Annotated in this window: 14 protein-coding genes; 6 read left to right on the forward strand and 8 right to left on the reverse strand. The window is 68.1% G+C overall.

Going from position 1 to position 13,376, the window contains the following annotated elements; translation table 11 throughout:
• The first annotated feature begins 43 nt into the window (after window positions 1-43).
• From ACUDP5_RS10930 to ACUDP5_RS10945, 4 genes are read left to right on the forward strand one after another with little or no spacing between them, the layout of a single operon-like run.
• Entirely contained in the window at window positions 44-1,231 is a 1,188-nt protein-coding gene (locus tag ACUDP5_RS10930) for an NAD(P)/FAD-dependent oxidoreductase (protein WP_445658750.1), read from the forward strand.
• The gene (locus ACUDP5_RS10935) at window positions 1,215-1,925 is read left to right on the forward strand and encodes a HutD/Ves family protein (RefSeq protein ID WP_445658751.1); all 711 of its coding nucleotides are present in this window, start codon (window positions 1,215-1,217) and stop codon (window positions 1,923-1,925) included. The genes ACUDP5_RS10930 and ACUDP5_RS10935 overlap by 17 nt, the downstream gene beginning before the upstream one ends.
• A gap of 15 nt (window positions 1,926-1,940) precedes the next feature.
• Complete coding sequence (locus tag ACUDP5_RS10940; protein ID WP_445658752.1) at window positions 1,941-2,690, forward strand: electron transfer flavoprotein subunit beta/FixA family protein; 750 nt, start codon at window positions 1,941-1,943, stop codon at window positions 2,688-2,690.
• On the forward strand, window positions 2,690-3,616 hold the full coding sequence (locus ACUDP5_RS10945) for an electron transfer flavoprotein subunit alpha/FixB family protein (protein ID WP_445658753.1): 927 nt from the start codon (window positions 2,690-2,692) through the stop codon (window positions 3,614-3,616). The genes ACUDP5_RS10940 and ACUDP5_RS10945 overlap by 1 nt, the downstream gene beginning before the upstream one ends.
• Window positions 3,617-3,715: 99 nt before the next feature.
• Here ACUDP5_RS10945 and ACUDP5_RS10950 read toward each other — a convergent pair whose 3' ends face one another.
• The 6 genes from ACUDP5_RS10950 to ACUDP5_RS10975 form a co-directional block, all read right to left on the reverse strand.
• A complete protein-coding gene (locus tag ACUDP5_RS10950) occupies window positions 3,716-4,729 on the reverse strand; it encodes a LysR family transcriptional regulator (RefSeq protein ID WP_445658754.1) in 1,014 nt (337 codons plus the stop codon).
• 26 nt (window positions 4,730-4,755) lie between these two features.
• Window positions 4,756-5,556 carry an N-formylglutamate deformylase gene (gene hutG, locus ACUDP5_RS10955; RefSeq protein WP_263911858.1) on the reverse strand — a complete coding sequence of 267 codons (801 nt, stop codon included), beginning with the start codon at window positions 5,554-5,556 and terminating at the stop codon, window positions 4,756-4,758.
• Window positions 5,557-5,735: 179 nt separating this feature from the next.
• Window positions 5,736-6,197: a type II toxin-antitoxin system YhaV family toxin gene (locus ACUDP5_RS10960; RefSeq protein WP_445658755.1), complete on the reverse strand. Its 462-nt coding sequence runs from the start codon at window positions 6,195-6,197 to the stop codon at window positions 5,736-5,738.
• Window positions 6,197-6,514, reverse strand: coding sequence for a type II toxin-antitoxin system PrlF family antitoxin (locus tag ACUDP5_RS10965; RefSeq protein WP_263911862.1), 318 nt, complete (start codon window positions 6,512-6,514; stop codon window positions 6,197-6,199). The genes ACUDP5_RS10960 and ACUDP5_RS10965 overlap by 1 nt, the downstream gene beginning before the upstream one ends.
• A 168-nt stretch (window positions 6,515-6,682) precedes the next feature.
• The gene (locus ACUDP5_RS10970) at window positions 6,683-7,081 is read right to left on the reverse strand and encodes a hypothetical protein (RefSeq protein ID WP_445658756.1); all 399 of its coding nucleotides are present in this window, start codon (window positions 7,079-7,081) and stop codon (window positions 6,683-6,685) included.
• Between the two features lie 121 nt (window positions 7,082-7,202).
• Window positions 7,203-8,120 (reverse strand): LysR family transcriptional regulator, encoded by a 918-nt coding sequence (locus ACUDP5_RS10975; RefSeq protein ID WP_263911864.1) that lies wholly within the window; start codon window positions 8,118-8,120, stop codon window positions 7,203-7,205.
• Between the two features lie 158 nt (window positions 8,121-8,278).
• Here ACUDP5_RS10975 and ACUDP5_RS10980 point away from each other — a divergent pair, with 158 nt between their 5' ends.
• Window positions 8,279-9,559 (forward strand): MFS transporter, encoded by a 1,281-nt coding sequence (locus ACUDP5_RS10980; protein WP_445658757.1) that lies wholly within the window; start codon window positions 8,279-8,281, stop codon window positions 9,557-9,559.
• Here the strand turns inward: ACUDP5_RS10980 and ACUDP5_RS10985 are convergent.
• Together ACUDP5_RS10985 and ACUDP5_RS10990 are read right to left on the reverse strand one after the other, a co-directional pair.
• Window positions 9,556-10,773: an MFS transporter gene (locus ACUDP5_RS10985; protein WP_445658758.1), complete on the reverse strand. Its 1,218-nt coding sequence runs from the start codon at window positions 10,771-10,773 to the stop codon at window positions 9,556-9,558. The two genes, ACUDP5_RS10980 and ACUDP5_RS10985, sit on opposite strands and share 4 nt — an antisense overlap.
• Window positions 10,774-10,877: 104 nt before the next feature.
• A complete protein-coding gene (locus tag ACUDP5_RS10990; protein ID WP_445658759.1) occupies window positions 10,878-11,459 on the reverse strand; it encodes a TetR/AcrR family transcriptional regulator in 582 nt (193 codons plus the stop codon).
• A 336-nt stretch (window positions 11,460-11,795) separates the two neighbouring features.
• Between ACUDP5_RS10990 and ACUDP5_RS10995 the strand changes: the two genes are divergently transcribed.
• On the forward strand, window positions 11,796-13,361 hold the full coding sequence (locus tag ACUDP5_RS10995; RefSeq protein WP_445658760.1) for an ABC transporter substrate-binding protein: 1,566 nt from the start codon (window positions 11,796-11,798) through the stop codon (window positions 13,359-13,361).
• Window positions 13,362-13,376 lie beyond the last annotated feature (15 nt).

A 13,376-nucleotide genomic window follows, 5' to 3' on the forward strand; every position in this document is an offset into this window, starting at 1 on the left:
AACGCGGGTTCACACTCCGGCCACTTGTTCTTGGAGCCAAGTCGTGAAAAGTTATGACGTGATCGTGATCGGGGCGGGCGTGATCGGCAGTTCGGTGGCCTTCCACCTGGCCGCGTTGGGGGCGAAGGATGTGCTGGTGCTGGATCGCGCGACGATCGGCGCGGGCACCACCTCGCAATCGTCCGGCATTCTGCGCACCCACTATTCGGTGCGCGAGAACGTGGAACTGGCCCAGCGCTCATGGGGCGTGTTCAACGATTTCGCCAACTATCTGGGCGACGACGAAGCCTCGTGCGGCCTGGTCAAGTGCGGCTACCTGATCAGCGCGGCCGACAACGACAAGCTGGAACCGCTGCGCAGTGCGCTGGCGCAGCAGCAGGCCCAGGGCATCGCGCTTGAATTGCTGAACGCCGCGCAGGCGCGTGAGCTGTTGCCGATCGCCACCTTCGACGACGCCGCATTGATCGGCTTCGAACCGGACGCCGGCTTTGCCGATGCTTATCTAGTGGCCACCAGCTTTGCGCGCGGCGCCCGCCGCCGCGGCGTCACCATCCGCGAAAACGTCGACGTGCAGCGCCTGCTGGTCGAGAACGGCCGGGTCACCGGCGTGTCCACGTCCGAAGGCGATTTCGCCAGCCCGCTCGTGATCAGCACGCAGAACATCTGGACGTCGGAACTGGCCGCCTGGACGGGCGTGGCCATGCCCGTCATGCCCGAACGCCACGCGGTGCTGGCGCTGGAATGCGAGGCCGCGCCCTACACCTATTCGATGCCGGTCTACAAGGACCTGGCCTCGCCCGGCATGCTGTATTGCCGCAGCTACGGCGGCAACCAGATGCTGGTGAGCGAGGGCGTGGTGGGCGAAACCCTGCAGCACAGCGACGCCGAGCAAGGCGATATTGCACTGGATTACGTGGCCGAGGTCGGCGCGCAGGTGGCCGAACGCTTTCCGGCCTATGAAACCGCCGGCCTGGCGTCGTCGTGGACGGGCGTGTACGACGTGACGCCGGACTGGAACCCGGTGCTGGGCCGGGTGCCTGGCGTCCAGGGGCTGGTGGTGGGGTTTGGCTTTTCGGGGCACGGTTTCAAGCTGTCGCCCACCGTGGGCCGGGTGCTGGCGCAGGAAGCGCTGGGCCTGGCCACCGACGTGTCGCTGGCGCCGTACGCGCTGAGCCGCTTTCAGCGCGGCGCGCTGCTGACCGGGAAGTACGGCCTTGGCGCAGTCTCCTGAGACCGGCGGCGCACGGCGGGGCTCTTGGCAGGCGCTGCCGCCCGAACCGTGGAAGAACGGCGGCGGCGTGACGCGCACGCTGGCCGCGGACACGGCCGAAGGCGCGGCGCCCCGATGGCGCCTCAGCGTCGCGGATATCACGCGGGACGGCCCGTATTCGCGCTTTGCGGGCGATGACCGCGTGTCGGTGGTGCTGTCCGGTGCAGGGGTGGTCCTGCGTGATGCAGGCGTCCCGCAGCGGGAGGGCAACGCGCAGATCCTGTTGCCGCCCGGCCAGCCCGTCGCCTACGCGGGCGACGCGGCCTGGCACGGCACGCTGGTCGACGGCCCGGTGCAGGTGTTGAACCTGTTCGTGCGCCGCGGAGCGGCGCGGGCCTGGGTGCGCGGCGTGGGCCAGGGGCCCCAAGCCGGGCGGGCCGGGGTGGCCGCCGGCGCGCTGGCGGCTTGCGGCGCCGCGCGGCACCTGACGCTGTGCGTGGCGCACGTCGCGGGCGGCTGGCACACCCCGGAGGGCGTGACCGAGTTGGCCGCGGGCGAGTTCCTGCTGCGGCCGGCGGCGTGTTCCGGCCACCCGGCGAATCCGGGTGGCCCCCGTAGCGCCGAAGGCCAGGCGGAAGACACCTATACGCCCATCCGCGGCGCGTCACCGCCGCCCCCCGGCCTGGCCGCCGTATTGCTGGACATTTTCTACTGACCCAGGAGTCTTTTCATGAAGGTAATTGCCGCGGTCAAGCGCGTGGTGGACTACAACGTCAACGTACGCGTCAAGGCCGATCAGACGGGTGTCGACATCGGCAACGTCAAGATGTCGATGAATCCGTTCGACGAGATCGCCGTCGAGGCCGCCGTGCGCCTGAAAGAGCAGGGCGTGGCCACCGAGGTGGTCGCGGTGACCTGCGGCGTCGCGGCCGCACAGGAAACGCTGCGCACGGCCTTGGCCATCGGCGCGGACCGGGGCGTGCTGGTGCAGACCGACGTTGCTTTGCAGCCCCTGGCGGTAGCCAAGCTGCTGCGCGCCGTGGTGGCGGCCGAGCAGCCGGCGCTGGTGATCCTGGGCAAGCAGGCCATCGACGACGACGCCTGCCAGACGGGCCAGATGCTGGCCGCGCTGCTGGGCTGGCCGCAAGCCACCCAGGCCAGCGCCATCCAGATCGAAGGCGGGCGCGCCCGCGTCACCCGCGAGGTCGACGGCGGCCTGGAAGTGGTGGACCTGGCGCTGCCGGCCGTCGTCACGGCCGACCTGCGCCTGAACGAACCGCGCTACGTCACGCTGCCCAACATCATGAAGGCCAAGAAAAAGCCCGTGGACGTGACCTCGCCCGAGGTGCTGGGGGTGGACCCGGCCTCGCGCCTGGAGACCCTGCGGGTGGAGCCGCCCGCGGCCCGCGCGCCCGGTATCAAGGTGGCCGACGTGGCCGCGCTGGTCGACAAACTCAAGCATGAAGCAAAGGTGATCTGATGACCGTCCTGGTAATTGCCGAACACGACGGGCGCACGCTGCACGGCGCCACCCTCAATGCCATCGCCGCCGCGGCCCGGCTGGCGCGGCCCATCCATGTGCTGGTGGCCGGCGACGGCGTGCAGGCGGTGGCCGATGCCGCCGCGCGCGTCGCGGGCGTGGCGCAGGTGCTGCTGGCCCAGGCGCCGCAGCTGGCCGACGGCCTGCCCGAGAACCTGGCTGCGCAGGCGGTGGCGCTGGCGGGCGGATACACGCACGTCTTCCTGGCCGCCACCGCGCAGGGCAAGAGCGTCGCGCCGCGCATTGCCGCGCTGCTGGACGTGGCGCAGGTCTCGGACGTGATCGACGTGCTGGGCGCCGATACCTTCAAGCGCCCCATCTACGCGGGCAACGCCATCGCCACGGTGCGCAGTGCGTACCCGGTGGTGGTGGCCACCATCCGCCCAACGGCCTTTGACGCGGCCGCCGGCGGCGGCAACGCGCCGGTGCAAAACGTGGCCGCCGTGGCCGATGCGGGCCTGGCGCGGGTCGTGAGTCGCGAGATCGTCACGTCCGAACGCCCCGACCTGGGCGGCGCGCGGACCGTGGTGTCGGGCGGGCGGGGCCTGGGCAGCGCGCAGCACTTCAAGCTGCTCGATCCGTTGGCGGAAAAGCTGGGGGCCGCACTGGGCGCCTCACGTGCCGCCGTGGATGCGGGCTACGCGCCCAACGACTGGCAAGTGGGGCAGACGGGCAAGATCGTCGCGCCCGAACTGTACGTGGCGGTGGGCATCTCGGGTGCCATCCAGCACCTGGCCGGCATGAAGGATTCCAAGACCATCGTCGCCATCAACAAGGACGGCGATGCGCCGATCTTCGGCGTGGCCGATTACGGGCTGGTGGCGGATCTGTTCGAGGCCGTGCCGGCGCTGACCGCGGCGCTGTGAGGGGCGCACGCCGGTCGTCGATGGTGGGGCCGGTTCGCCAGCGGCCCAGGCCAGCGGATCGGCGCGCCGCCGGGCCGGCCCGCACAGGGCCTGGCGGGATCAACGCCGCAGGCTGCGCCAGAGCGTGGCCGGCGGCAAGCCGAGCGCGGGCGCGATGTCTTTGTGCACCAGCCGTTCCATGGCCACCAGGATGACGTCGCGCGCCTCGGTCGGCAGCTTGCCGACCTCCTGGGGGCGCGCCGCCAGGTAGAAGCTGCGCGACAGGCTGGCGTCGTCGCTGCGTCCCATGCCCAGGAACGGCGCCAGCGGCAGCACGCGCAACTGGTCGACGAAGTGGCGCGACTGCCAGACGCACAGCGGCGTGCTGATGCCGAAGCCCAGTCCGGCCGTGACCAGGCTGAGCAGCGGGTCGGTGTTGTCGAATTCAAAGGTGCGTTCGATCATCACGTCGTGCGCCTCGACCAGCCGGTCGATCTCGGCGCCGATGAACGAGCGGGCGCTGTAGCGGATGAACTGCGCGCGCTTGCCCAGCTCTTTCAGCGTGGTGATGCGGCCCATGTCCAGGGTGCGCGGCACGACCAGCACGTAGGGCTCGCTGAACAGGCTGGTCTTGCGGATGCCGGGTTTGCCGGTGGCGGCGCTGGTGGTGACCACCAGGTCCAGCTGCCGGTCTTCCAGCTGTTTGTCCAGCACGGGCGTGATGCCCGACCACAGGCGGATCTGGCGCGAGGCGCCCGACAGCCCATGGATCAGCGTCGGGCCCAGGGTGCCGGCAAACGAGTCCACGCAGCCGAAGCGCACGATGTTGCGTTTGGCGCGGCTGAGGTTGCGCACGCTTTCCGTCATGTCGCCGGCCTGTGCCAGCAGCCGGGCGGCGTGGTCGAACAGCAGTTCGCCGGCCGGCGTGGGACGCGCTGGCCGCGTGCTGCGGTCCAGCAGCTCGGTGGACATGGCCGTTTCCAGCTGCTTGATGCGCTGCGATACCGCCGCCTGGGACAGGTCCAGCAGCCGCGCCGCGCCGGACACCGACGCCGCTTCCACCACCGCCACCCAGGTGAGCAGCAGGCTCCACTCGGGATAGTTCTCGGTGGTGCTGACCGAAAAGCGGTTCATGGGAGGCGGCATCCAGCGGGGCGGGCTCAGCGCTTGCGGGCCAGCGTCTGCGCCAGCGCGGCCCGCACCAGGCCCTCTACCACCGGAATGACCTGGTTCGCGGCCTGCGCCTGGTAGCCGTAGGGGTAGGACTCGTCCATGTAGGTGGACTGGCACATTTCCAGCTGCACGGCGTGGATGTCTTCGGCCGGCGCACCGTACTGGCGCGTGATGTAGCCGCCCTTGAAGCGGCCGTTCACGGCCGAGGTGTAGCCGCAGCCCGGCAGGCGTTCGCCGATGGCGGCCAGGATGTCGGGCGCGCAGCTGGCGCCGTCGGCGGTGCCCAGGTTCAGGTCGGGCAGCTTGCCTTCGAACAGGCGCGGCAGCACGCTGGCGATGGAATGGGCTTCCCACAGCAGCACCGTGCCGTGTTCGGCGCGGATGCGGTCCAGTTCTTCGCGCAGCTTGGCGTGATAGGGCTGCCAGTAATGCTGCACGCGGTGCGCGCGTTCGTCGTCGGTCAGGGCGGCGTCGCTCAGGTACAGCGGTTCGCCGCGGAAGGTGTGGGTCGGGCACAGGCCCGTCTTGGTCTGGCCGGGGTACAGGCTTGCGTCGTCGGGCGAGCGGTTCAGGTCCACCACGTAGCGCGAATAGCGCGCACCCAGCACCGAGGCGCCCAGCGCGTCGGCAAACTGGTATAGCGTGTCCAGGTGCCAGTCGGTGTCCCCGGACTGCTGGCCGACAGGCGTCATCCGGGCGCGCTGCGCGTCGGGAATCTGGCTGCCGAGATGGGGAATGGAGATCAGCAGCGGCGCGGACCCGCGGCTGAAGTGATAGATGTCGCTCAACGAAAACTCCGGGGTGTAAGGCGGTAAGGCAGGCGGCGCGGCGCCGGCTGGCTGCCGCTATGCTAGGCAGACGTATCGGCTGCGGGCATTTGCATCGTCATTGACGATGCTGAACATCATGATAGCTGATTCAAATAGCGAGCTACCCAGGGAAAGGCGGTAGACGATGACCACGCGGATCAGCGCTCCAGCGAGGTCAACTCAGCTTGGCTGGCCGCCTTCAAAGCCGCCCAGTCATCAGGGGGGTGACCCCGGCCCAGCATTCTTTCGAACAACGCATAGGGGTCGGATTTGCTGCCGGCCGCGCGCAGGGATTGTTCATCGTTGACCCAGGCGTAAATAATGACCTTCGACGTCGAGTCGTAGCGAAAGAACAGCCGGAACCGACGTCCGATCTTTGCTCTGCGCCAATGCCGATAATCAGGCCCCAGCGTATTGCCTTGTCGGAAATCGTCGCGCGAAGGGTCGCCGGGAACGACGTCCAACATCAGATGGCTCAAGGCGCGGAACAATTTCACGTTGGCATTGCTGTCGACATGCGCTGGCTCGTTCTGTTCGGCACGTCGCATGGCGCCATGCAACTTGCGCATTTGCTCGATCACGCCTTCATGGAACAGCAGCGTCCAGCCGTGGCGTTGCATCAGAGCGCCACGTCGCCGTCGATGTCTTCGTCCAAGGGGCGAGCGCGGCCGGCATTGTCCAGCATTGCCTGCGCAAGATCTGGAGGCAGCACTTGCAGGTGCTGTCCCGATCGGATGTCAGCCTCCAGCAAACGCAAGAATGCGCCAATCGCAGGGTCGGCGTGCTCGGCGTCTGCACGGGTGACGACGACCTCGCCGTCGCGTAGGTCAAAGGCAACCTTTCCGCCTACGTCAACACCGAGTGCCTGGCGGATGGATTTGGGCAGGGTCAGCTGTCCTTTGGCGGTCAGGGTCGCCACTTCGTGGATGTCGTGCATTGGACTCTCCCATAGGGATGTTCCATTGTAAGGAAAATTCCTTACCAGATCAAAATGGCTGTCCAGACACAACATACGACGCTCCCGGTTTCAAGGAAGTATTGCATCTGGGGGCCTGCCTGCCATTGCGTACAGACCGCAGAAAGCTGCCAATCAGACCAATCCCGGCTATTCCCGTGTTCCTTGCAGACTGCGGGCCGCGATGGCGCTTTCGACTTCGGGCGACAACTGCGTGGCGCGCTTCACTGCTGACAGCGCGCCTCGCGTCACAACAAAATCGGCCTCGGGCAAGCGTTTGTCTTTGGGGGCGCCGTTGGCATTGGCCAGCATGAAAACGTAGCCTTTGCTGCTGCCCGCGACGGGAAATGCGATCGCAGTGGCTTCGGAACCCAATGCGTTCGGCACGATGAGGTACGGCTCGCGATGGTCGAGGTCGCGGTGCTGGTATTCAAGCGCTTGAAGGATCGAGTACTCGTGCAGGTTGGCGGCTTCGTTTTTCTGCGCATCGCAGCCGCCGAGCAACGCGAGCGATAGCGCAAACAACGTCTTGGTTGATCTGGTTTTCATGTGGTCTGTGGGAGATGTCTTTCGGTCGGCCAGTTCATCCGGATCGGATGGCGCATTCAGCCTACGTGCGGCGCAGCCACGCGTATATGCGATCTTTCTGAAAAATTCGAGGAGACGTCGGTCATTTCCCCCAGGGCGCACCGAGCGCCCAGCGCGCCGCGATCTCGTCGATCAAGCGCCTCACCTTGGGCGCCAGGTGCCGCCGGTGCGGATACACCGCGCAGACCGGCGCACCGGGCGGGGCGTAGCTTTCCAGCAGTGCTACCAGTCGGCCCTGCCGCAGGTCGTCGCCTACCAGAAAGGCGCCCAGCTGCACGATGCCGGCGCCGGCCAGGGCGGCGTCGCGCAGGGCTTCGGTGTTGTCCAGCCGCATGCGGCCGGCGATTTGCACGTTGCGGTCCCGGTCGTGATGGGCATAGCGCCACGGCACCAGCGCGCCCATGTGAGTAAAGGCCAGCGTCTGGTGGCGCGGCAGGTCGTCGGGCGAGGCGGGCGCGCCATGGCGGTCCAGGTAGGCGGGGGCGGCGCAGGTGATCAAGCGGTGCGGCGCCAGCACGCGGCGTACCAGTCGGCTGTCGGCTTCGCCGCCGATGCGGATGGCGACGTCGATGCCGTCGCGCACCAGGTCGGTGTAGTCGTCCGAGAAGCTGACGTCGGCGTCGACCTCGGGCCATTGCGCCAGGTAGTCGTGCAGCAGCGGCATGAGGTGCAGCCGTCCCAGCGCCACCGGCAGGTCGATGCGCAGGCGGCCGCGCGGCGCTTCCTGGCGGCTGGCCATGGCGTCGGTGGCGTTGTCGACTTCGGCCAGGATGCGCTGCGCATGCTCGTAGAACACCCGGCCTTCGTCGCTTAAGCTGACGCTGCGGGTACTGCGGTGCAGCAGCCGTGCGCCCAGGCTTTGTTCGAGTCGAGCAATGCACTTGCCGATGGCCGAGCGCGACAAGCCCAGTTTTTCTGAGGCCAGCGTGAAGCTCTGCGCGTCGGCCACGCGCACGAAGGCGAGCACGTCGCCGAGATGGTCGATGCCGGGGATAGTCATGGAAAGCGCTCCGGAGTTCGCATTGCTGCCTGGATTCTGATTGTCGACGATTTGTCCCTTGTGTTGCTAAATAAGCCTGCTTTATCCGGAACGTGGAATCAGTAGACTGCCTGGAAGAACCCGCTGCTCGGGCTTGTTGCCTAACGAGACACTTCCCCATGACACGCACGAACCACGACGCCGCCGCTGGCGGATCCGGCTTTCACATCGACCCCGCCGCCCGCCCCGACGACTGGGGCGCGGTCGCCGCGGCCGGCCTGGCGACCTTCTGCGTCGTCACCACCGAGATGCTGCCGGTGGGCTTGCTGGTGCCGATCACCGACAGCCTGGGCGTGTCGGTGGGCCTGGGCGGGTTGCTGATGTTCGTGCCCGGCATTCTGGCGGCCCTGTGCGCGCCGCTGGTGGTGGTGGGCGCGCGCGGCATCGACCGGCGGCGCATTCTCTGCGGCCTGCTGTTGTTGCTGGCCGGCGCCAATCTGGCCAGCGCGCTGGCGCCGGGCCTGGCGTGGTTTCTGGCGGCGCGGGTGCTGGTGGGCGTGTGCATCGGTGGCATCTGGGCGGTGGCGGGCGGCTTGGCTGGCCGGCTGGTGGCGCCCGCGTCCGTCGGCCTGGCCACCGCCGTGATTTTTGGCGGCGTGGCGGTGGCGTCGGTGCTGGGCGTACCGCTGGGGGCGCTGGTTGGCGACTTGGCAGGATGGCGCAGCGCGTTCGGCGCGATGGCCGGGTTGAGCGCCGCGGTGCTGCTGTGGGCCGCGCTGTCGCTGCCGTCGTTGCCGGTGGCACGGTCTATCACCGGGCATGAACTGTTGGGCCAGCTGCGCAATCCGGCGTTGCGGCGCGGGCTGTTCATCACGTTGTTTTTGGTGGCTGGTCATTTCATGGCCTATACCTTTGTACGGCCGCTGCTGCAGTCCCAGGCGGGCTTTGCGCAAAGCTGGATCGGGCCGCTGCTGTTCGCTTATGGCGTGGCCGGCATCGCCGGCAATTTCCTGGCCGGCGGGGCGGCGGCGCGGCGCTTGCGTCCGACCTTGCTGGCCATTGTGCTGGGACTGTTGGTCACGTTGACGTTGTTGCCGTGGCTGGGGGGCCTGCGTCCTGGCGCGGTGGCGCTATTGCTGCTGTGGGGCCTGTCCTATGGCGGCGTGTCGGTTGCCTTGCAGACCTGGATGATGCAGGCCGCCCGCGACGCGGTCGAGGCGGCGACCTCGCTGTTCGTGGGCGTGTTCAACCTGGCGATTGCCTTGGGGGCGCTCGCGGGCGGGGCCAGCGTGGACCGCTGGGGCCTGTCCGCCACGCTGCTGATCGCCGCGGCCTGCATGCTGGCGCCGCTGGCGGCAATCGCGTGGCGGGGCGGACCTGGCGGCGGGCCGTCCCGCAGGCCGGCAGCCGATATGCCCAAGGGCCTGCGCGAGGCTTCTTTTTGCGCTGACAGGCCCTAGGCCCGATGCCCCGCCCGAAAGCCATGCCCGCGCGCCTGCCACGCCGCCAGCAGCGCAATACCGGCCACCGCCGCGACCGTCCAGGTAAACGACCCCGCGCCCGCTGTGTCCAGCAGCACCCCGCCCAGCACCCCGCCGCAGGCGATGGCCAGGTTGAAGATGGTGACCAGCATCGATTGCGCCACGTCGGAATGTTCGCCGGCGGTATCGGCGATGGCCGTCTGCAACAGGGTCGGCGCACCGCCGAAACTCAGGCCCCACAGTGCCACGCCAGTCAGCACCGCAGCCGGATGGTTGCCGGCGATGCCCAGCGCGCAGGCCGTCAGGGCGAACAGCGCCAGCGAGCCCAGCGTCATGGCGCGCAGCCGGCGATCCACCTGCAGGCCGATCAGCCACAGGCCCGCGACGGCGCTGGCGCCGAACACCAGCAGCACCGCATCCACCTGTACCGGCTGGCCGTGGTGTGCCAGGTAGGGTGCGATATACGTATAGAGCACGTTGTGCGCCAGGATCCAGGTGAACAGCACGAACAGGATCGGGCGGATGCCGGGCATGAGAAAGGTGCGCGCGATGGACTGGCGCTGGCGCGCGGCCTGGCCGGCGAAATCAGGCACGGCCGCGCGTACCCACACCACCAGCGCCAGCGACACGCCGGCCATGATCCAGAACACGCCGCGCCAGTCCATCAGGCTGCCCAGCCAGGCGCCCGCGGGCACGCCCAGGCACAGGGCCAGGGGCTGGCCCGCGCCCACCACCGCCAGCGCCCGGCCTTGCTGGCGGGGCGGCACCAGGCGCCGGGCATAGCCCGCCAACAGGCCCCACAGCAGGCCAGCGGCCATGCCGCCGATGAAGCGCGCTGCCAGCGTCAACCCGTAGTGGCTGGACAAGGCGGTGACGACGTTGAAGACGCACAGGCACGCCAGGGCCAGCAGCAGCAAGGGCCGGCGGTTCCAGCTGCGGGTGGCTGCAATGATGGGAATGGCGGTCAGCACCGAGCCGGCGGCAAACAGGGTGACCAGTTGCCCGGCAAGGGATTCCGAGACGCCCAGGCCGTGGCCGATCTGCGGCAGCAGGCCGGCGGGCACGGTCTCGGTCATGATGGTGATGAAGCCGGCCAGCGCCATGGCCAGCAGTTTGCCCAGCGGCAGGCTTTCAGGGGTGTCGGGCAGGCTGGCGCTGGCGGGCAGCGCGGAGGAAGAGGAGGGGGGTGTCATGGTTCGCGGGGATTGAAACACAGGTTAAATTGGAATGATCATTCCAATATGGGGTAAAAAAAATGCGGGCGCCACAGGGCGACCGCGGGGATTGAGAACGGGTGCTACAGCGCGCCCAGCGCCACCGCCATCACGTCCGCCAGCCACTGGCGGCGTTCGCGGGCGTTGTTGCCCTTGCTGACCACGCGCAGGCCCTGGATGGTGGTGACGATGAAGCGGGCCAGCGCGCGCGGCGACTTGCCGGCGTCGATCTCGCCGGATGCCTGCGCGTCGGCCAGGATTTTCTCCAGTGCTTTTTCCAGGCGCTGGAAATTGCGCCGCACCAGTTCGGCCACGGCTTCGTCCTGGCCGGCCATTTCCAGCGAGGCGTTGGCCACCAGGCAGCCGCGCCGGGTAGCTTGGCGCAGTTCGTCGTCGGCAATGAAATCGAGCAGGCGGCCGATGCGTTCGCGCGCGGTGCCGGGCCGGGCCAGCAGTTCCAGGTTGGCGATCGTCAGGTCGTGATAGCGGCGCAGGGCGGCCTCGTACAGCCCTTGCTTGCTGCCGAAGGCGTTGTACAGGCTGCCGCGGCCCAGGCCGGTGCCGTCGACCAGGTCCTGCACCGACGTGGCGGCATAGCCGCGTTGCCAGAACACGTGCATGGCGGCGTCGGCGACGTCGTCGGGTTCGAAGTCCTTGGTGCGCATGGCGGCCTTTGTGGAATGTTCGTTCAAATAAGAATACGGGCGGTGGCGAGCCCGGTCAAGCGAGACCCTGCGCCCCGCAGGGGCTTGCCAGTGTCGCCGTGCCCTCAGTGTTTTCCCTGAATGTGCGGTCTTTTTGCGTATCAGTACTAACCACTAGGCGTGCCGGGCGTCACGGGCGACGGGGCGCACGCAACCGCCTTCGTATAACCCTGGAGAATAGGGTATGCAGGGATAGGACTTTGACGCCATGGGCTTGCCGCTTCTAGTCTGCCAGCACGCTGTACCGCTGACTGCAGACCACGACAAGCCGCCACCGTGCGGCGCACAAGGGAAGTCATGAAACGTCCTGCCTCTTTCGTCTTTGCCGCCGCGCTGGCCGCGGCCTGTAGCGCCGGCCTGACCGCGCCCGCCCACGCCCAGGATCGCCCGCTGCTGCGCATCAGTTCGGGCGCCGCCGACAACGCCTCGCTGGACCCGCACCGTGCCACGTCCACGGCCGACAAGGGCGTGGCCGCGCAGATGTTCGACGCGCTGGTGCGCTTTCCGGCCGGCAGCGCCGACCCCAAGGCGCTGGAGCCGGACCTGGCCGAACGCTGGGAAGCCTCGCCGGACAGCAAGACCTGGACGTTCCACCTGCGCCATGGCGTGCCGTTCCACGCCGGCTATGGCGAACTGAAGGCGGACGACGTGGTCTATTCGATCCAGCGCGCCGCCGACCCCAACCGGTCCAGCTTCGCCGCCACGTTTGCGCTGATCGACAGCGTCGAGGCGCTGGACGACTACACCGTGCGCTTCACGTTGAAGTATCCGGATGCCGCATTCCTGGGCCGCGTGTCGAACTATCACGGCGGCAATATCGTCAGCAAGAAAGCCGCCGAAAAGCTGGGCGACAAGTTCGGCGCCTCGCCGGTGGGCACCGGGCCGTTCGCCTTTGGCGAACACGTCACGCAGCAATACGTGAAGCTGGTGGCCAACGATGCCTACTTTCGCGGCAAGCCCAAGTTGGGCGGCATCATGTACCGCATGATCCCGTCGGATAGCGCCCGCGAACTGGCGTTCACGTCCAACGAAATCGACATCATGCAGGGCAAGCGCGAACAGCGCTGGGTCGAACGCTCGGCCAAGCGCGGCATGCAGGTCGATATCTTCGAGCCCGCCGAATTCCGCACGCTGCATATCAACCGCAATATCAAGCCGCTGGACAACCTGAAGGTGCGCCAGGCCATTGCCGCCGCCATCAATGTCGACGAGATCGTGCGCTACGCCGGCAAGGACGTGGCCGAAAAGGGCTGCTCGGTGGTGCCCAACGGCTACCTGGGCCAGGACTGCGGCGCGGGCGGCTATGCCTACGACCCGGACCGCGCCCGCAAGCTGCTGGCCGAGGCGGGCTTTCCGAACGGCATCGAGATCAAGTCGATCGTGTCGAACATCTCGGCACAGCAGCCCATCATGGAAATCGTGCAGGCGCAGCTGGCCAAGGCCGGCATCAAGCTCAACATGGAAGTGGTGGATCACGCCACCTACCAGGCCAAGAGCCGCCAGGACCTGAGCGGCCTGGTGTTCTACGGCGCGGCGCGCTTTCCCAACGCCGATACCTACCTGACCGAGTTCTACGACTCGGCCGCCGCCATCGGCGCGCCGGCCGCGATGTCGAATTTTTCGCACTGCTCGGTGGCCGACGATGCCATCCGCCAGGCCCGCGTCGAACCCGACGCCGCCCGCCAGCTGGCGCTGTGGAAAGCGGCCCAGGCCAGGATCCACGACGACGTCTGCGCGGTGCCGCTGTTCGGGCTCAAGCAGGTCTGGGTGCACAGCGACCGGGTGAACTACGGCTATGCGCTCAAGGGCGCGCTGAACCTGCAGCCGCCCATTACCGAGCTGACCACGGTGAAGGCGCCTTGATGGCCGGCGTCCGGC

The sequence above is a fragment of the Achromobacter sp. NCFB-sbj8-Ac1-l genome (assembly GCF_052695805.1).

Coding starts and splice junctions, on each gene's coding strand:
- ACUDP5_RS10990 (WP_445658759.1), bottom strand. CDS start 11,459: ATGCGCACCAAGGACTTCGAACCCGACGACGTCGCCGACGCCGCCATG.
- ACUDP5_RS10980 (WP_445658757.1), top strand. CDS start 8,279: ATGACACGCACGAACCACGACGCCGCCGCTGGCGGATCCGGCTTTCAC.
- ACUDP5_RS10965 (WP_263911862.1), bottom strand. CDS start 6,514: ATGCACGACATCCACGAAGTGGCGACCCTGACCGCCAAAGGACAGCTG.
- ACUDP5_RS10995 (WP_445658760.1), top strand. CDS start 11,796: ATGAAACGTCCTGCCTCTTTCGTCTTTGCCGCCGCGCTGGCCGCGGCC.
- ACUDP5_RS10970 (WP_445658756.1), bottom strand. CDS start 7,081: ATGAAAACCAGATCAACCAAGACGTTGTTTGCGCTATCGCTCGCGTTG.
- ACUDP5_RS10945 (WP_445658753.1), top strand. CDS start 2,690: ATGACCGTCCTGGTAATTGCCGAACACGACGGGCGCACGCTGCACGGC.
- ACUDP5_RS10950 (WP_445658754.1), bottom strand. CDS start 4,729: ATGAACCGCTTTTCGGTCAGCACCACCGAGAACTATCCCGAGTGGAGC.
- ACUDP5_RS10960 (WP_445658755.1), bottom strand. CDS start 6,197: ATGCAACGCCACGGCTGGACGCTGCTGTTCCATGAAGGCGTGATCGAG.
- ACUDP5_RS10940 (WP_445658752.1), top strand. CDS start 1,941: ATGAAGGTAATTGCCGCGGTCAAGCGCGTGGTGGACTACAACGTCAAC.
- ACUDP5_RS10975 (WP_263911864.1), bottom strand. CDS start 8,120: ATGACTATCCCCGGCATCGACCATCTCGGCGACGTGCTCGCCTTCGTG.
- ACUDP5_RS10985 (WP_445658758.1), bottom strand. CDS start 10,773: ATGACACCCCCCTCCTCTTCCTCCGCGCTGCCCGCCAGCGCCAGCCTG.